Annotated in this window: 11 protein-coding genes and 1 tRNA gene; 5 read left to right on the forward strand and 7 right to left on the reverse strand. The window is 61.7% G+C overall.

Going from position 1 to position 16,028, the window contains the following annotated elements:
- Both ROSERS_RS05520 and ROSERS_RS05525 read left to right on the forward strand, forming a co-directional pair.
- The gene (locus ROSERS_RS05520; RefSeq protein ID WP_011955835.1) at positions 1–2,544 is read left to right on the forward strand and encodes an SDR family NAD(P)-dependent oxidoreductase; all 2,544 of its coding nucleotides are present in this window, start codon (positions 1–3) and stop codon (positions 2,542–2,544) included.
- An 11-nt stretch (positions 2,545–2,555) separates the two neighbouring features.
- Entirely contained in the window at positions 2,556–3,980 is a 1,425-nt protein-coding gene (locus ROSERS_RS05525; protein WP_011955836.1) for a dipeptidase, read from the forward strand.
- Between the two features lie 3 nt (positions 3,981–3,983).
- Here ROSERS_RS05525 and ROSERS_RS05530 read toward each other — a convergent pair whose 3' ends face one another.
- Complete coding sequence (locus ROSERS_RS05530) at positions 3,984–6,371, reverse strand: ABC transporter permease (RefSeq protein WP_232282771.1); 2,388 nt, start codon at positions 6,369–6,371, stop codon at positions 3,984–3,986.
- Positions 6,372–6,584: 213 nt separating this feature from the next.
- On the opposite strand from ROSERS_RS05530, the gene groES reads away from it, so the two are divergent.
- From groES to ROSERS_RS25855, 3 genes are all read left to right on the forward strand, one after another.
- Positions 6,585–6,881 carry a co-chaperone GroES gene (groES, locus tag ROSERS_RS05535; protein ID WP_011955838.1) on the forward strand — a complete coding sequence of 99 codons (297 nt, stop codon included), beginning with the start codon at positions 6,585–6,587 and terminating at the stop codon, positions 6,879–6,881.
- Positions 6,882–6,884: 3 nt separating this feature from the next.
- The gene (groL, locus tag ROSERS_RS05540; protein WP_011955839.1) at positions 6,885–8,525 is read left to right on the forward strand and encodes a chaperonin GroEL; all 1,641 of its coding nucleotides are present in this window, start codon (positions 6,885–6,887) and stop codon (positions 8,523–8,525) included.
- 173 nt (positions 8,526–8,698) lie between these two features.
- Positions 8,699–8,836, forward strand: coding sequence for a hypothetical protein (locus ROSERS_RS25855; protein ID WP_157040979.1), 138 nt, complete (start codon positions 8,699–8,701; stop codon positions 8,834–8,836).
- 1,923 nt (positions 8,837–10,759) lie between these two features.
- Here ROSERS_RS25855 and ROSERS_RS23965 read toward each other — a convergent pair.
- From ROSERS_RS23965 to ROSERS_RS05575, 6 genes are all read right to left on the reverse strand, one after another.
- Positions 10,760–11,149, reverse strand: coding sequence for an alpha/beta hydrolase-fold protein (locus tag ROSERS_RS23965; protein ID WP_049767471.1), 390 nt, complete (start codon positions 11,147–11,149; stop codon positions 10,760–10,762).
- 201 nt (positions 11,150–11,350) lie between these two features.
- Positions 11,351–11,425, reverse strand: a tRNA-Lys gene (locus ROSERS_RS05555).
- A gap of 63 nt (positions 11,426–11,488) precedes the next feature.
- Positions 11,489–11,788: a DUF507 family protein gene (locus ROSERS_RS05560; protein ID WP_011955840.1), complete on the reverse strand. Its 300-nt coding sequence runs from the start codon at positions 11,786–11,788 to the stop codon at positions 11,489–11,491.
- A gap of 9 nt (positions 11,789–11,797) precedes the next feature.
- Entirely contained in the window at positions 11,798–13,396 is a 1,599-nt protein-coding gene (locus ROSERS_RS05565; protein ID WP_011955841.1) for a hypothetical protein, read from the reverse strand.
- 2 nt (positions 13,397–13,398) lie between these two features.
- Complete coding sequence (gene glgA / locus ROSERS_RS05570; protein ID WP_011955842.1) at positions 13,399–14,913, reverse strand: glycogen synthase GlgA; 1,515 nt, start codon at positions 14,911–14,913, stop codon at positions 13,399–13,401.
- A 20-nt stretch (positions 14,914–14,933) separates the two neighbouring features.
- The gene (locus ROSERS_RS05575; protein WP_011955843.1) at positions 14,934–16,010 is read right to left on the reverse strand and encodes a zinc ribbon domain-containing protein; all 1,077 of its coding nucleotides are present in this window, start codon (positions 16,008–16,010) and stop codon (positions 14,934–14,936) included.
- Positions 16,011–16,028 lie beyond the last annotated feature (18 nt).

Genomic DNA, 16,028 nt, shown 5'->3' on the forward strand with positions numbered 1-16,028 from the left:
ATGAATCGAACAACCTATCCGCAGCGCACCTGGCTCATCACCGGTTGCGCGACCGGCTTTGGCGCCCGCCTGGCACAGCAAGTGATCGATCGCGGGGAGCGCGTCGTCGCTACCGACCGCGCTGTTGACGCGCTGGCGCATCTGCACACCGACGATCCTGCGCGCTTGCTGCGTCTGGCGATGGATGTCACCGACCCGGATGCCGTCCGTCGCGCTGTTGAGATGGCGGTGGCGCGCTTCGAGCGTATCGATGTGCTGGTCAACAACGCTGGTCTCGGACACGGCGGACCGCTGGAGGAAGCACGAGTGGACGATATTCGCCGCCTCTTCGATGTGAATATCATTGGTATGATGATCGTGACGCAGGCGGTTCTTCCTCATATGCGCGCATCTGGTGGCGGGTATATTATCAATATCTCGTCGGACAGCGGCGTCGTGGGATTTCCCTTCCAGGGCGTCTACACCGCCACCAAGCATGCCGTCGAAGGTTTCTCCGACTGTCTCTATCAGGAAGTAACCCCCTTCGGCATCCGTGTATCGGTCATCCAGCCATGCGGCATGTTCAAAACCGACATGCCCGCCAGTACGATCACCGCTGCCAGAGCCGCGATCCGTCCTGACAGCCCGTACTATGCCCGTGCCACCCGCATGGCGGACGCGCTCGCCGCTGCCTGGGAGCAGAGCAGTGATCCGCAGGACGTGGTCGATGCGATCATCGAGGTTGCCGATGCCGATCCGCCGCCGCTGCGCCGCCGCGTCGGTCCGCCCGACCGCACCGCGCTGCCCGGTTTGCGTCAGCGGATGTCGCACGAAGAGTTCGTCACATTCATCTATCGTATGACCAGCGAAGATGTCGCGCGACCTGCCATGCCGCGCGGGCGCGTCGATGGCGGACGACTGGTGGTACGCACGCTGCGCGAAGCGGGGGTGACGCATGCCTTCACCATCGTTGGCGGACATAACTACCAGCTGGTCAATGCCTGCCGCGAAGAGGGCATCCGTGTTATCGACGTGCGCAACGAGATGCACGCCGCGCATATGGCGGATGCCTTCGCTCGCTTTACCCGCCGACCGGCGCTGCTCACCGTCGATGCCGCACCAGGTCTGGTCAACGCTATCGCCGGAATTGAAGTCGCATATGAGGCGCAGGTTCCGCTGATTATTGCCTGTGCCCAGGGGTCGCTGGCAGGGCGCGACATCGGTGTCATGCAGGCGATCGATCAACTTCGACTGTTGCGCCCGGTCACCAAATGGCAGCGCACATGTTTCGATGTGAAACGGTTGCCGGAATACACCGCCGCTGCGTTGCGTCACGCAACAACGGGCCGCCCCGGTCCGACGTTTCTCGACTTTCCGCTGGAAGTGATGCAGGCGATGGTGGACGAAGATGCCGTGACCTTTCCACGCAACTATCGTGTGACGACGGGACCAGCAGGAGATCCGGCACTGGTGCGCCGGGCGCTTGACCTGATTCGACGCGCACGACGGCCGCTCCTGATCGTCGGCAGCGGCGTCTGGTGGGCACACGGCGACGACGAACTGCGTCGCTTCGTCGAGACAACCGGCATCCCTGTGCTCAGTCGCAACCTGGCGCGCGGCATCATCCCCGATGACCACCCGCTTTCAGCCGGGTTCTATCCCACGCCAGCTGCGATGGCAGACGCTTTCCTGGTGATCGGGACACGTCTCGACTGGACGATTGGATACGGGCGTTTTCCCCTCTTCAACCTGGACGCTCCCGTCGTTCAGGTAGATATTCACGCTGAAAGCATCGGCAAAACGCGACCGATCGATGTTGGGATTATTGGTGATGCGGCGCAGGTGCTGCGACAACTCAACGACCTCGTTGCGGCGGGCGGGGAGTGGGCAATGGAAGCGGCGTGGCCCCCCATGGCACACGGGAGCATTGCCATGATGCGTCAGGAAACTGCGGCTGCCGCAAACCTTCCAGCCCGCCCGTCCGACCGCCCCATGCATTCGATCCAGTTGATGCAGGCGCTGGCAACATGCCTGCCGCGTGAGGCGATCAAAGTGGTGGACGGCGGTTACAGCGCGGCGTTTGCGATTCAGTATCTCGATGCCACCGTTCCTGGTGGGGTGACGTGGGTGGGCAGCACCGGACATATCGGGGTGGGATTGGGTTTTGCCATCGGCGCCAGACTGGCACATCCCGACAGCCCGGTGGTGGCGATCATGGGTGATGGCGCTTTTGGGCTATGTGGACTGGAGTTCGATACTGCAGTGCGCCACCAGCTGCCGATTATCGTGGTGATCGCCAACGACGAAGGGTGGGGTGAGACGCGCGATGGACAACGGCGACGGTGGGGCGATGCGGCAGTGATCGGTACGCATCTGGGACCACGCCGTTACGACGAACTGGCGCGGGCGCTCGGCGGCTATGGCGAACGTGTCGAACGACCGGAGGAGATTGCGCCCGCCATTCGACGCGCCTTCGAGTCGGGAGTGCCGGCGATCATCGATGTGCATACCGATCCGGAACAGCGCAGCACGGCAGTCGCCGGATTGCCCTGGATCGTTGAGTGAAGGGAGAAACCATGCCACCTGGAGCAGCATCAGAGACGCTTCACACGGTTATCTCGCATCTACGCACACAGCAGCAATCGCTTCTGGAGGCGCTGCACGAGATTCTCTCGATTCCCAGTGTCAGCATGGATCCGGCGCACACCGCAGATATGACAACTGCTGCACAGTGGCTGGCAGACTATCTGCGACGCATCGGCATGGATCATACCGCGATCATCGCCGACGATGGGCATCCGATGGTCATCAGCGAGTGGTTAGGAGCAGGCAATACGGCGCCAACGTTGCTGATCTACGGGCACTACGATGTGCAACCTGCCGATCCGACGGATGCCTGGTACACGCCGCCTTTCGTTCCAACAGTGAGAAACAACGCCATGTATGCCCGCGGCGCGTCTGATGATAAGGGGCAGGTTATGGCGGCAATCGCTGCGCTCGAGGCATGGCTGCATGTGACCGGGAGATTGCCGGTGAATGTCAGACTGATCATCGAGGGTGAAGAAGAAACGTCCAGCGTGGCGCTGCGGCGTTTTGTTCGCACGCAACCGGAACGTCTGCAATGCGATGCCGTGATGATCATCGACTCGACAATGTTTACCCCGCAGCAACCGCTCATCCTGTACGGAACGCGGGGGAACTGCTACCTGGAGATCACGGTTCGCGGACCTGCGGGTGACCTGCACTCAGGAACCTTTGGCGGCGCAGTAGAAAACCCTTTCAATGTTCTGGTCCGGTTGCTGGCGGCGCTTCAGGATGGCGTAACCCGCCGCGTGCGCGTGCCAGGTTTTTATGACCGGGTGCGCGCCGTCGATGATACCGAACGGCGTCTGCTGGCATCACTGCCACTTGATGACGCTGCTCTTCTGAGGATGACCGGCGTACCGGCGCTCGCAGGCGAAGCCGGCTTTTCCGCTATCGAACGCGCCAGCATTCGACCCACCCTGGATATTCACGGCATCGGCGGCGGTTTCACCGGACCAGGGAAGAAAACCGTCATCCCGGCACAGGCGACGGCGAAAATCTCAATGCGGCTTGTTCCATACCAGGCGCCGCACGAAATCGTACAGTTCGTCACCCGGTTTTTGCAGGAGCAGGCGCCGCCAACCGTTACACTCGATGTGAAGGTGCTGAGTGCATCCCATCCTGTCCTCATCGATTATCGCGCCGGAGCGATACAGGCTGCATCGCGGGCGTTCGAGGCAGCCTTCGGTGCGCCGGCAGCCTTCACGATCGGCGGGGGCACATTGCCAGTTGCCGCCGATCTGCAGGAGGCGCTGCGGGCGCCGCTGGTCATAACCGGTTTCGGCTTGCCCGACGACAATATGCATGCGCCGAACGAAAAACTGAACCTCGACTGCTTTGCGCGCGGGTGCGAAATGATCGCCCACTACCTGGCGCTGCTGGCGGCGTCTTCTGGGGCGCAACCCTCTGCTCCCTGAGCGCTACTCATACGCCAGCACCTCGCGTACCGTGAGGCGCGTCGCCTGATATGCCGGCACGAGGCTTGCAATTGCCGCGACGATCGTCACCAGCACCAGCCAGATGATCGCACCGCCAACCGAGAACGAGAAGGTCAGCGGTGTCTGGAAGAACGCCATACCCACGGCATCGGAGATCAGTTTCGCCAGCGGAACGGCAACGATCATCGCCAGCGCCCAACTCAGCACGCCAATGATGATACCCTCGGTCACAACAATGCGCTGTACCGCGCCGTTCGATGCGCCGATGGCGCGCAGAACGCCGATTTCGCGGGTGCGTTCGAGCACATTGATGCTCATCGTTCCCATCAAGCCCAATCCGCCGACAGTTGCCAGCAGGAGCGCCATGACCAGCAGAAAGGCGACCAGGATGTTGAAGAACAGTTCGTTCTGCTGCCGGATGCTTGCGACGGTCTGCGTGAACGCAAGCCGCATGCCGAGCGATTTGTAATGCTCATCGAGCGCCTTTGCGACCCGCTCCTGATTGGCGGCGTCCGCCGGTTCGATCTGCACCACAAGGATGGCGGCGCGTCCAACGAAGCCGTTGACGCGCGCAAAGTATGGATAGTTGGTGTACACCATCGCCTGCCCGCCAATGCCGCGCACAATGCCGACCACGTTCCACTCCATCTCGCGGCGGTCGATCTTCAGCGTCACGGTATCGCCGACCTTGATATCAGGTTCCAGGCTGAGCACACTCGAATTGATCACCAGTGCGTTTTCATCATCAGGGAGCAACCAGCGTCCCTCAAGAACGGTCGGAATGATCATGCGCGTGTCAGCGGGCACCGAGTACATGAACAGTTCTGCGCTTTCTGTGCCGTTTGCGCGAACGCGACGCACCGACCTCCCGCCCCAACTCTCAGCAACGGTCACACCGGGCACGGCCAGCGCCTCGCGTTCGATCTGTTCGACGCGATAAAAGCGCGAAAACATCCCCATGACATCAAAATTGAAGTATTTCAGCGCATCGTCCAGCGTCAACAGCATCGAGTCGCGCACGCTGAACACCGACATGAAGATGACGCCCGAGAGCGTGAGCGTCATCATTGTCAACGTCAGCCGTCCTTTGCGCCGAAAGGTGTTGCGGAGCGATAACATCAACGGACGAGAGAGTCCGTGAATACGCTCCAACAGACGATCAATGCGACCACGCCCAAAGCGTCCCTTCCCCAGACCGTAGCCGCTGATCGCCTCATGAACCGTCACGCGGGCGCCGCCGAAGATCGGCAGGAGCGCTGCCAGCAACGGCGTGATCAGACCGACAGCGATCATGATCAGCCACGCCTCAAGCGGCATTGCCAGACTGGTCACATCGGTGTTCATCATACCGGCGATGAGGATGGTGAGACCTGCGGCAACCAGATACGCCAGCGGCATTGCAATCACCAGCGCCATCCCCCCAAGCAGCAGCACGCCTGCGAGATACATAACGACGATATCGACCGAGCGGGCGCCGATGGCTTTCATCACGCCGATTTGCCGCACCTGCTGGGTCAGCAGCGCCGATATCGTATTAACGACCAGAAAGCCGCTGGCGAACAACGAGAGCGCGCCCAGTAAACCAAGCAGCAAGAATAACGGTTGCAACACCTGATACGCCGGATGCCGTCCGGGTTCCGGCAGGTAGGTGAAGTAGACGGCGCGACCGCTGCTTTCGATCTTGCTCCGCACCAGGGCGGCGACGGCTTCAATATGCTGCTTGTCGAAGCGATCACCGGTCACGGTGATATCCAACCCGGTGTAGAACTGGGGTTGATCGAGCCATTCGAGCGACTCGAACGTCATGAATGCATACGTCTGGTTGGTCAGGGCTGCTGGCGGAAGGTTGGGAGTCGCCACAACTCCGGCGATGCGCATGCGGCGCTGAGTTTCATTGGTCAGTCGAATAGTCACGGTATCCCCGATTGCGGCGCCGGTCAGCGGCAGCGATGCGCGTTCGATCAGCAATTCGCGGTGGGGCGGGGGCCATGCGCCTGCCACCGGGAATACTTTATTGATCCGCATGTCTTCAAAGTCGCGCACAACATAGATCGTCAGATCGCGCCACTGATCAGAACCGATCTGGATGCGTGCGTTGACGGTTTGACTGCCGACAGCCTCAGCGACGCCGGGGATCCGACGTACTGAACGCACCAGGTCGTCATCGAACGCATCGCAGTAGATCGATACATCGGCGGGGTTGACTGCCAGGTATGCGGCAGTCATCTCACGTGACAGCAACGCATTGGCGCCAGCGATTGCGCCAATCGCGAAGACACCGACAGCGATCGACAGGACGACCAGGAGGGTGCGGGTTTTATTGCTCCAGACATCGGCGAAAACTTTGCGCCAGCGCGGGCTCAGCATCATGGCATGCTCCTTGAAGATACCTGCTGGTGGGACGAATGCAGAGCGTTCAGAGTTGCGCTGAAACTGAGCAGGGGTGGTGGTTTGTCTTCTCAAGCACATGTCTAATATATCACCAACATGCCGCTTATACTCTTCTAACACTGTGACGCTATAGAATCTAGTGTCAATTTCCCAAAACACACAGAACACGCAATCCGATAAGGAGGCGAGCCTATGCATGTTCGACCATTAGGCGATCGGGTTGTCGTCAAGCCCAAACCCAGGGAAGAAAAGACCAAAGGCGGCGTCATCCTGCCTGATACCGCCTCGAAAGAGCGGCCTATGCAGGGTGAAGTCATCGCCGTCGGACCGGGGCGGCACACCGATGACGGCAAACTCATCCCCATCAGCGTCGAAGTCGGTCAACAGGTGTTGTTCGCCAAATATGCCGGAACTGAATTCAAAATCGATGATGAAGAGTATCTGATCCTGCAAGAACGCGATCTGCTTGGCATCATTCAGGAGGAATAGCCTATGGCGAAACAGGTGATATTCAACGAGCAGGCGCGCGCAGCGCTCAAGCACGGCGTTGATACCCTGGCGCTCGCTGTGAAGACAACGCTTGGTCCTCGCGGGCGCAACGTTGCGATGGGCAAGAAATGGGGTGCACCCTCCGTCACCCATGACGGCGTCACCGTAGCGAAGGAGGTCGAACTGAAGGACCCCTTCCAGAATATGGGCGCCCAACTCCTCAAAGAAGCCGCCAGCAAAACGAACGATGTCGCCGGTGACGGCACAACAACGGCCACAGTGCTGGCGCAGGCGATGATCGACGAAGGATTGAAACTGGTCGCCGCAGGCGCCAACCCCATGATCTTCAAACGTGGTCTGGATAAAGGGCGCGAGGCGCTGGTTGCACGCATCAAAGAGCAATCGATCACCCTCAAGAGCCGTGACGAGATTCGCCAGGTAGCGACCATCTCCGCCCAAGACCCGGAGATCGGCGAGTTGCTGGCGACCATCATGGATAAGATCGGGCATGATGGGGTCGTCACCATCGAAGAGGGCAAAGGCACAACCCTGGAGTACGAACTGGTCGAGGGCATGCAGTTCGACCGCGGGTACATTTCGCCCTACTTCGTGACCGATTCGAGCCGCATGGAGGCGGTCATCGACGAGCCGTACATCCTGATCACCGACAAGAAGATCAGCGCCGTCAATGATCTGCTCCCGATTCTGGAGGCGGTGCTGGCGACCGGCAAGAAGGACCTGGTGATCATTGCTGAAGATGTCGATGGCGAAGCGCTGGCGACCCTGGTGGTCAACAAGATGCGCGGCACCCTCAACGCGCTGGCGGTGAAGGCCCCCGGTTTTGGCGACCGCCGCAAAGCGATGCTCCAGGACATCGCCATCCTGACCGGCGGCACGGTCATCAGTGAGGAGGTCGGGCGCAAACTCGACAGCGCCAAAGTGCAAGACCTCGGTCGCGCTCGCCGGGTGAAGTCGGACAAAGACAACACGGTGATTGTCGAAGGGTTCGGCGACAAGCAGGCGATCCAGGCGCGCATCCGGCAGCTGAAGCAGCAGATCGAAACCACGACATCGGACTACGACCGTGAGAAACTGCAGGAGCGCGTCGCCAAACTGTCAGGCGGCGTGGCGGTGATCAAGGTCGGCGCTCCGACCGAACCGGCGCTCAAGGAGCGCAAGGCGCGCGTTGAGGATGCGCTGAACGCGACCCGCGCCGCAGTCGAGGAAGGCATCGTACCGGGCGGCGGCATCGCGCTGTTGAACGCCATCCCGGCGCTCGATAATGTACAGACGCAGTTTGAGGAAGAGCGCATGGCGCTGAACATTCTGCGCCGCGCGCTGGAAGAGCCGCTGCGCCAGCTGGCGATCAACGCCGGTGAGGACGGCTCGGTGGTGGTGAATCAGGTGCGCACGCTCCAGCGTGAACACAACAATCCGAACTACGGGTTCGATGTGATGACCGGGAAATACGTTGATCTCATGCAGGCTGGCATCATCGACCCGGCAAAGGTGGTGCGCACCGCGCTCGAGAATGCGGTCAGCGTTGCAGGTATCGTCCTGACGACCGATGCGCTGATCACCGATGCGCCGGAGCCGAAGAAGAACGGTGCGCGCACGCCATCGATGCCGGAGGAGGAGTTCTGAGACGGGATGGGTCGTGAAGATTGAGCACCTAATCCGGTATTCGCTCTTGCCGTCGGGCTAATGGAGATTGAGCATTTAGAGCCTATCCGAATAACCCGGCGGCACGCACGGCGATCACGCCACAGGCGAAAAGGTTACAGTTTTTCGGATAGGCTCTGAGCACACCGGGTCGCGTGACTGTTTCGAGTGTCGGAACGACGAACCTTGTGCGACAGGGTGTTTCCGCTCGCCGCCTGGCGACTGAAGTCGCGGCTGGCAGGCGGGAAGCCCGCCTGCGCGGGCTTGAGGGAGCGCATCCCGCTCGCCCGTAGACAAGCCCGTCGGACTTCCACGTCGTAGCGCCTGTCCGAATAACCCGGCGGCACGCACGGCAATCACGCCGCAGGCGAAAAGGTTGCAGTTTTTCGGATAGGCTCTAAGTCGGGATGTATCCATACAAGAGATAAACCACGAAAGGCAGGGTATGCTCGCCTCACCTCGTCCATCAGGATAAGGGTGCGTCAATGCATACCCTGCCACTGCGTTAACATATTCCTTTCTTCCCTCGAATTGCTGATTGGCGACAATCTCGACATCCCCCCACGGCACGCCGTCGCCCTGAAGGGCGCGGCGAGCAGGACGAAGGCTGCTGACGCGGCCTGTCCATCCAGCCTGCGCAGGCACGCCGTCGCCCTGAAGGGCGCGGCGAGCAGGACAAAGGCCGCTGACGCGGCCTGTCAATTCAGCCCGTGCGGGCACGCCGTCGCCCTGAAGGGCTCGGCGAGCAGGACAAAGGCCGCTGACGCGGCCTGTCAATTCAGCCCGCGCAGGCGGGCTTCGCCTCGCGTAGCCGAGGGGTTCACCCCGACGGCACACTAGCCCGCGCAGGCGGGCTTCGCCTCGTCTAGCCGAGGGGTTTAGCCCGACGGCACACTAGCCCGCGCAGGCGGGCTTCGCCTCGTCTAGCCGAGGGGTTTAGCCCGACGGTGAGCCGTCGCCCTGAAGGGCTCGGCTACCAGGACGAAGGCCGCTGACGCGGCCTGTCAATCCAGCCCGCGCAGGCGGGCTTCGCCTTGGCTAGCCGAGGGGTTTAGCCCGACGGCACGCCGTCGCCCTGAAGGGCTCGGCTACCAGGACGAAGGCCGCTGACGCGGCCTGTCAATCCAGCCCGCGCAGGCGGGCTTCGCCTTGGCTAGCCGAGGGGTTTAGCCCGACGGTGAGCCGTCGCCCTGAAGGGCTCGGCTACCAGGACGAAGGCCGCTGACGCGGCCTGTCAATCCAGCCCGCGCAGGCGGGCTTCGCCGCGCCTAGCCGAGGGGGTTTACCCCGACGGTGAGCCGTCGCCCTGAAGGGCTCGGCTACCAGGACGAAGGCCGCTGACGCGGCCTGTCAATCCAGCCCGCGCAGGCGGGCTTCGCCTTGGCTAGCCGAGGGGTTTACCCCGACGGTGAGCCGTCGCCCTGAAGGGCTCGGCTACCAGGACGAAGGCCGCTGACGCGGCCTGTCAATCCAGCCCGCGCAGGCGGGCTTCGCCTTGGCTAGCCGAGGGGTTTACCCCGACGGTGAGCCGTCGCCCTGAAGGGCTCGGCTACCAGGACGAAGGCCGCTGACGCGGCCTGTCAATCCAGCCCGCGCAGGCGGGCTTCGCCGCGCTTAGCCGAGGGGGTTTAGCCCGACGGTGAGCCGTCGCCCTGAAGGGCTCGGCTACCAGGACGAAGGCCGCTGACGCGGCCTGTCAATCCAGCCCGCGCAGGCGGGCTTCGTCCCGTCTAGCCGAGGGGTTTAGCCCGACGGCAAACACTAGCCCGCGCAGGCGGGCTTCGCCTTGGCTAGCCGAGGGGTTTACCCCGACGGCGCCCCAGCCCGCGCAGGCGGGCTTCGCCTTGGCTAGCCGAGGGGTTTACCCCGACGGTGAGCCGTCGCCCTGAAGGGCTCGGCTACCAGGACGAAGGCCGCTGACGCGGCCTGTCAATCCAGCCCGCGCAGGCGGGCTTCGCCTTGGCTAGCCGAGGGGTTTACCCCGACGGCGCCCCAGTCCGCGCAGGCGGGCTTCGCCGCGCTTAGCCGAGGGCTTCAGCCCGACGGCTAGCGGGGATACAATCTCCATTACCCCAACGGCACACTAGCCCGCGCAGGCGGGCTTCGCCGCGCTTAGCCGAGGGCTTCAGCCCGACGGCTAGCGGGGATACAATCTCCATTACCCCAACGGCACACTAGCCCGCGCAGGCGGGCTTCGCCTTGGCTAGCCGAGGGGTTTACCCCGACGGCAAACAATAGCCGTTGGAGAAGCCGAATACCGCGCGCTGCATACGCTCTGGTGTTGCGCCCAACTCTTTCTCGTCCCATGATGCAACCCCGGTCACAAAGAAACGGGCGTGGGCCATAAACCGTTGCGGATTGATGTGCGGCAAATATTCCATGGCGCGCACATCGCTTTCGCCGGAGTGGACGCCGACAATCAGGAGCGGCGGGATTGATCCCGCAGTGATAAGCGGCTCGATGACCTGCGCCAGTCCTGCTACCGCTTCACCATCAGCTGCGTAGATGACCGGGTAGTTCCCAGAAACGGCGTGGCCCGGCGGAAGATAGAGTGTGAGGTCGCGCTCCATATCCAGGGCTGCGCTGAACCGCCGCTCGACCTGCACGGTTCCCGACAATGTCGCGGACCGCGCTACCGGCGCAGGAGCCAGCGGCCCGCGCCATACCGCTATCGTTTGTCCAAGCGGGACGATGCAGCGCCGACCGCCTCGCCTGGAAACGCGACCTCGATGAGTTTCCTGCGTGTTGTTGAAACAATGGAAGCCAAAGCGCTGATGGTGTGGACGCTGCCGGGTCGAATGGAGGGGTGGTGGGCCGGGTGGGGATCGAACCCACGACCGTCGGTTTAAAAGACCGCTGCTCTACCGCTGAGCTACCAGCCCTCGCTGTGTATTATAGCATGTTTTTGGACGATGCTGCAGGCGACCCGGCGGTCAGACGCACAATCAGAGAATATACCCCCGTTTGCGCGCCACTTCTTCTTTGTGCTTGCGAAAGAGCACATCGCGCTCGGTGCCCTTGATTTCGCGCGAGTAGGTGCTGAGAATCCGTTCGACTTCGGCGTCGATCTCCTCCTCGATCTTCAGATCGGCAACGATGAAATCATAGATCGCTTTGACGCGCGCCGCGCGCCCGGCGCCGGGGGTCGCGCCGCGCGGATCCTTGTACGCCACCAACCCGCGTTGTTCCAGTTCATCGTGCAGTCGCTCGGCGATCCGGCGAATTTTGTCTTCACTCAGGCGCATAGCAGGCTCCTACAGTTTCACCCGACCCAACTCCGCTTCCAGGCGACGCACCAGCGTGCGCAACGCCTTGATCCGCGCAAATCGCTTATCCTCGGCTTCAATGATCGTCCATGGCGCAGCTGGCGTCGAGGTGCGCAGAAGCATCTCGTCTGCCGCCACCTCATACTGCGGCCATTTCTCGCGGTTGCGCCAGTCCTCTTCGGTCAGTTTCCAGGCTTTGTACGGGATCGACTGTCGCTCCTCGAAACGCCGCAACTGCTCTTCCGGGCTGAGATGCATCCAGAACTTCACAACAATTGTACCAAACTCGACCAGCTGGCGCTCGAACTCGTTGATTTCGGCGTATGCGCGCTGCCACTCCTCCGGGCGCGCAAACCCTTCGACACGCTCGACCAGCACCCGCCCATACCACGAGCGATCAAAGATGGCGATCTGTCCACGCGGCGGCAAGCGTCGCCAGAAACGGTAGAGATAATGGTGCGCTTTGTCTTCGCCGGTCGGCGCAGCAATCGCGTGCACCACATAACTGCGCGGGTCGAGTTTCTCGGTGATGCGCTGAATGGTTCCACCCTTCCCGGCGGCGTCCCACCCCTCGAAGACAACCACAACCGGACGCTTCTGCAGATAGACCTGAAAGCCAAGGAGGCGCAGTTTGGCTTGCAATTTGTTGAGTTGACGGCTGTACTTTCCAGGATCAAGACGCTGGCTCAGATCGACTCGTCGCAGAATGCTGACGCCGATTGGCAGTGGGGGCGTTGCAGCCGCGCCGTCGCCCGGAAGCGCCATTGTTGTCGGGCGAGCGCCGCGCGTGCGCAACACATCGAGGCTGCGACGGAAGGATGTGCCGCGCGAGTCGAGCAGTTCTTCGCGCGCTTCGGCATCCACACCAACCACCGGACGACGCCCGATGCGCGCCTCGAGCGCGCTCAGGATCGCCTCGAATGCCGCCACGCGCGCATAGTGCCCACACGTTGCCGGAATAATGATCCAGGGCGCATACGGAGTGTCAGTGCGCGCGATCATGTCTTCGACCACATCACGCACCCGTTCGTAGTGGCGATGCTGCCACAGGTCTTCCTCCGTCACCTGCCAGGCGGTCGTTTTGTCACCGAGCAGTTTTTTGAACCGTCGCCCCTGTTCACGCTGCGAAATGTGCAGCCAGAACTTCAAGATCACGGCGCCATCGTCCGACAGTTGCCGCTCGAACGCCGCAATGTCCTCGCACCGCGCGCGCCAGTCGGCGACGTTCAACACATTGCGCACCCGCTCACCCAGTACCTGACGGTACCAGGAGCGGTCGAAAATCGCAATCTGACCGTAACTGGGAGTCTTCAGCCAGAAGCGATAGAGCCAGGGATACTGCATCTCGTAGGTGCGCGGCGGCGTAATCGGGTAGACCCGCAACCCGCGCGGATCGAGGCGGCGGGTAATGACGCTGATCGTGCGCACCTTGGCGGCGCCAGCCCACCCTTCGAACACAAACAGCGCCGGGATGCGCGCCTCGAACAATGCCTGTTCCATATCGTACAGGCGTGTCTGGAGATCGACGAGGCGCTGGCGATAGTCGCGTTTGCTGAGCGTGAGCGTCAGATCGACCTGTTCGAGCATGGTTACATCCCCCGTTTGCGCGCAATTGCATCACGGTACAACTGCACATACTCTCTGGCGCTGCGCTCCCACGAGAAATCCTGCGCCATCGCTGTCTGAATCATCTGCTGCATATGGTGCGGTCGGTCGAAGTAGGTGCTGATCGCCCAGCCGATGGTGTAATAGACAGCATGGACGCTTGGTTCGTAGAACTTGAAGCCGGTGCCGGCGCCGGTTTGCTCGTCGTACTGCTGCACCGTATCTTCCAGACCGCCGGTGGCGCGCACAATCGGCAGCGTGCCGTAGCGCAACGAATAGATCTGGTTCAATCCGCACGGCTCATAGCGCGACGGCATGGCGAAGAAGTCGCTGCCGGCTTCGATCCAGTGCGCCAGCTGGTTATCGTAGCCGATGAAACTGCCGACTCGTCCCGGAAAACGGATCGGCAGCAGCCCGTAATACCCTTCCAGACCCCTATCGCCTGCACCCAGAATGGCAAACTGCACCAGCGCCTGGTTCACCAACCCTTCAATCGCGCCCGCCAGCAGGTCGAGACCCTTCTGATGCGCCAGGCGGCTGACAACGCCAACAATCGGGATATTGGGGTTGGGGTCGAGACCCATCCGCAGTTGCAATTCGCGTTTGCAGATCGCTTTGCCCGTCAGGTTGCGGGCGCTGTACCGCGCCGGAATAAGGGGGTCGGTCTCTGGATTCCACTGGGTGTAATCGGCGCCGTTCAGAATGCCCCGATAGGCGTCGCCCCGGTCATTCAGGTACATCGCCAGACCATGCCCGCCTTCCGGGGTGCGCGTCTCCCGGGCGTAGGTCGGACTGACCGTGTTGATCATATCGGAATACTGAATACCCCCCTTGAGAAAGTTGATCCGCCCGTGATCCTCGAACTTGTCGGGAGTGAAATTACCCCACTGCAATCCCAGATAGGGATAGTGCACAGCATCGTACACACCCTGGTACGCAATGTTATGAATGGTCAACACACTCGCCGCGCCACCCAGCACCGGGTCATTCCAGTGCCAGATCTTGAGGTATGCCGCCGCCAGCGCCGTATGCCAGTCGTGCGCGTGAACGATATCGGGGCGGAACCCCATGTCGATGCAAAGTTGCAATCCGGCGCGCGTCAGAAAGCCGAAGCGGCGCGGGTTATCGAGATAATCGTTATAATCGGCGTCGTGGTACAATCCGGGGCGTCCGAAATATTTCTCGAACTCGATGAAAAATATCGGTACTCCGTCGTGCGTGGTGGTCTGAACGGCGCACCATTCTTCGGTATCCCCCATCCAGACCCCCATCGGCGCCAGGAACGGGCGAATGTTGTAGCGCTCACGATTAATAAAACTATAGAGCGGCATGATCACAATGACATCGTGACCCAGGGCGCGCAGCGCCTTCGGCAGTGAACCCACAACATCCGCCAATCCACCGGTTTTGGCGAATGGCACGCATTCCGATGCAATCATGGCGATCCGCAGCGCCGGACCTTCCTGGGGCACGGCGCGCGTGCGTTTGGGGCGTGGCATGACTGTTCTTCTCCTCTATATTATTCAATCAAGGCGATCTGGCTGCGGCGAAAGGCGATCGCGGCGCGACCGCCGCCATACGGATGCGCATTGCGCTCGAAGAGCGCACCATCGTACCCCTCGCGATCAAGCCACCATTCGATCATTGCGTCTGTGTTCATATCGAGACCCAGACTCGCCGCCTCCTGCGCGATCCGCTGTTTGAGGCGCTTCCAGGTTGCAGCGTCACACACCAGCGGACGAAACATTTGCACCCGGTAGAGGCGCTCGACTGCCCCGCCAAAACGAAGCAACGCGCCAAGCGCCGAGACTTCGATCAGCGGGATGCCGCGACCCGCTGGCGTGCGCTGCTGGGCGCTGTTCGGCATACGGAACAGCCCGTGCACTTCCCCCTGACGCGCCCACGTTTCCGCCTCGCGGGCGTTCATGCGGCGCACCGTCTCAGGATAATCCGACACGCGCGGAACACGCGGCGGCGCCATGATCTGGATCTGCGGCACTGGCAGATCAAAGCGCGGCGTCTGCCCCTCGATCCACCAGGCAGCAACGACATCCATCGGCGGATCGGCGCCAATCCGGTAGCGGAATCCGCGTCGTGTGCGCCCCTCATCGGCGTGCGCCACAGCCCCGATCTGCACCTGCAAGCGCATATTGTGCGCTGCACCCGGCGCTGCAAACCAGACGCGCTCAACTGTGAATCGCACCAGCGTGCGGCTGGTTCCATCCGCTGCCCACTCCTGGTCACATTTCTTCCAGCCGTGGTCGGTCAGACCGCTCCAGCCTCCCACAACTGCGCGTAACGGCGCATAGATTGCAACAATATCGTCAGGACCGGGCAATTCCGGCGTAAACCACAACCCCGGCGGTACAGCGCCTGATGACGGTAACTTCACCGTGCCGCCGACAACGATCTGCCCGGTGCGAGCATTTGCCAGGCGTACTGTCGGTCCGGTCGTCGCATGAGGTGCAGCATCCTCAACACGCAGCGACGACTCAACCGGCTGACCGCATTCGATGCAGAAACGCGGATGACCGGGCGGCAGGTCTGCACCGCAGAATGTGCAAAAGCGCGAAAGAGACTGCTCGCTGCTGTTCATACCGCTATTATACGCCGT

It is taken from the genome of Roseiflexus sp. RS-1 (assembly GCF_000016665.1).
Lineage (GTDB): Bacteria > Chloroflexota > Chloroflexia > Chloroflexales > Roseiflexaceae > Roseiflexus.

Coding starts and splice junctions, on each gene's coding strand:
- ROSERS_RS05520 (WP_011955835.1), top strand. CDS start 1: ATGAATCGAACAACCTATCCGCAGCGCACCTGGCTCATCACCGGTTGC.
- ROSERS_RS05525 (WP_011955836.1), top strand. CDS start 2,556: ATGCCACCTGGAGCAGCATCAGAGACGCTTCACACGGTTATCTCGCAT.
- ROSERS_RS05530 (WP_232282771.1), bottom strand. CDS start 6,371: ATGATGCTGAGCCCGCGCTGGCGCAAAGTTTTCGCCGATGTCTGGAGC.
- groES (WP_011955838.1), top strand. CDS start 6,585: ATGCATGTTCGACCATTAGGCGATCGGGTTGTCGTCAAGCCCAAACCC.
- groL (WP_011955839.1), top strand. CDS start 6,885: ATGGCGAAACAGGTGATATTCAACGAGCAGGCGCGCGCAGCGCTCAAG.
- ROSERS_RS05560 (WP_011955840.1), bottom strand. CDS start 11,788: ATGCGCCTGAGTGAAGACAAAATTCGCCGGATCGCCGAGCGACTGCAC.
- ROSERS_RS05565 (WP_011955841.1), bottom strand. CDS start 13,396: ATGCTCGAACAGGTCGATCTGACGCTCACGCTCAGCAAACGCGACTAT.
- glgA (WP_011955842.1), bottom strand. CDS start 14,913: ATGCCACGCCCCAAACGCACGCGCGCCGTGCCCCAGGAAGGTCCGGCG.
- ROSERS_RS05575 (WP_011955843.1), bottom strand. CDS start 16,010: ATGAACAGCAGCGAGCAGTCTCTTTCGCGCTTTTGCACATTCTGCGGT.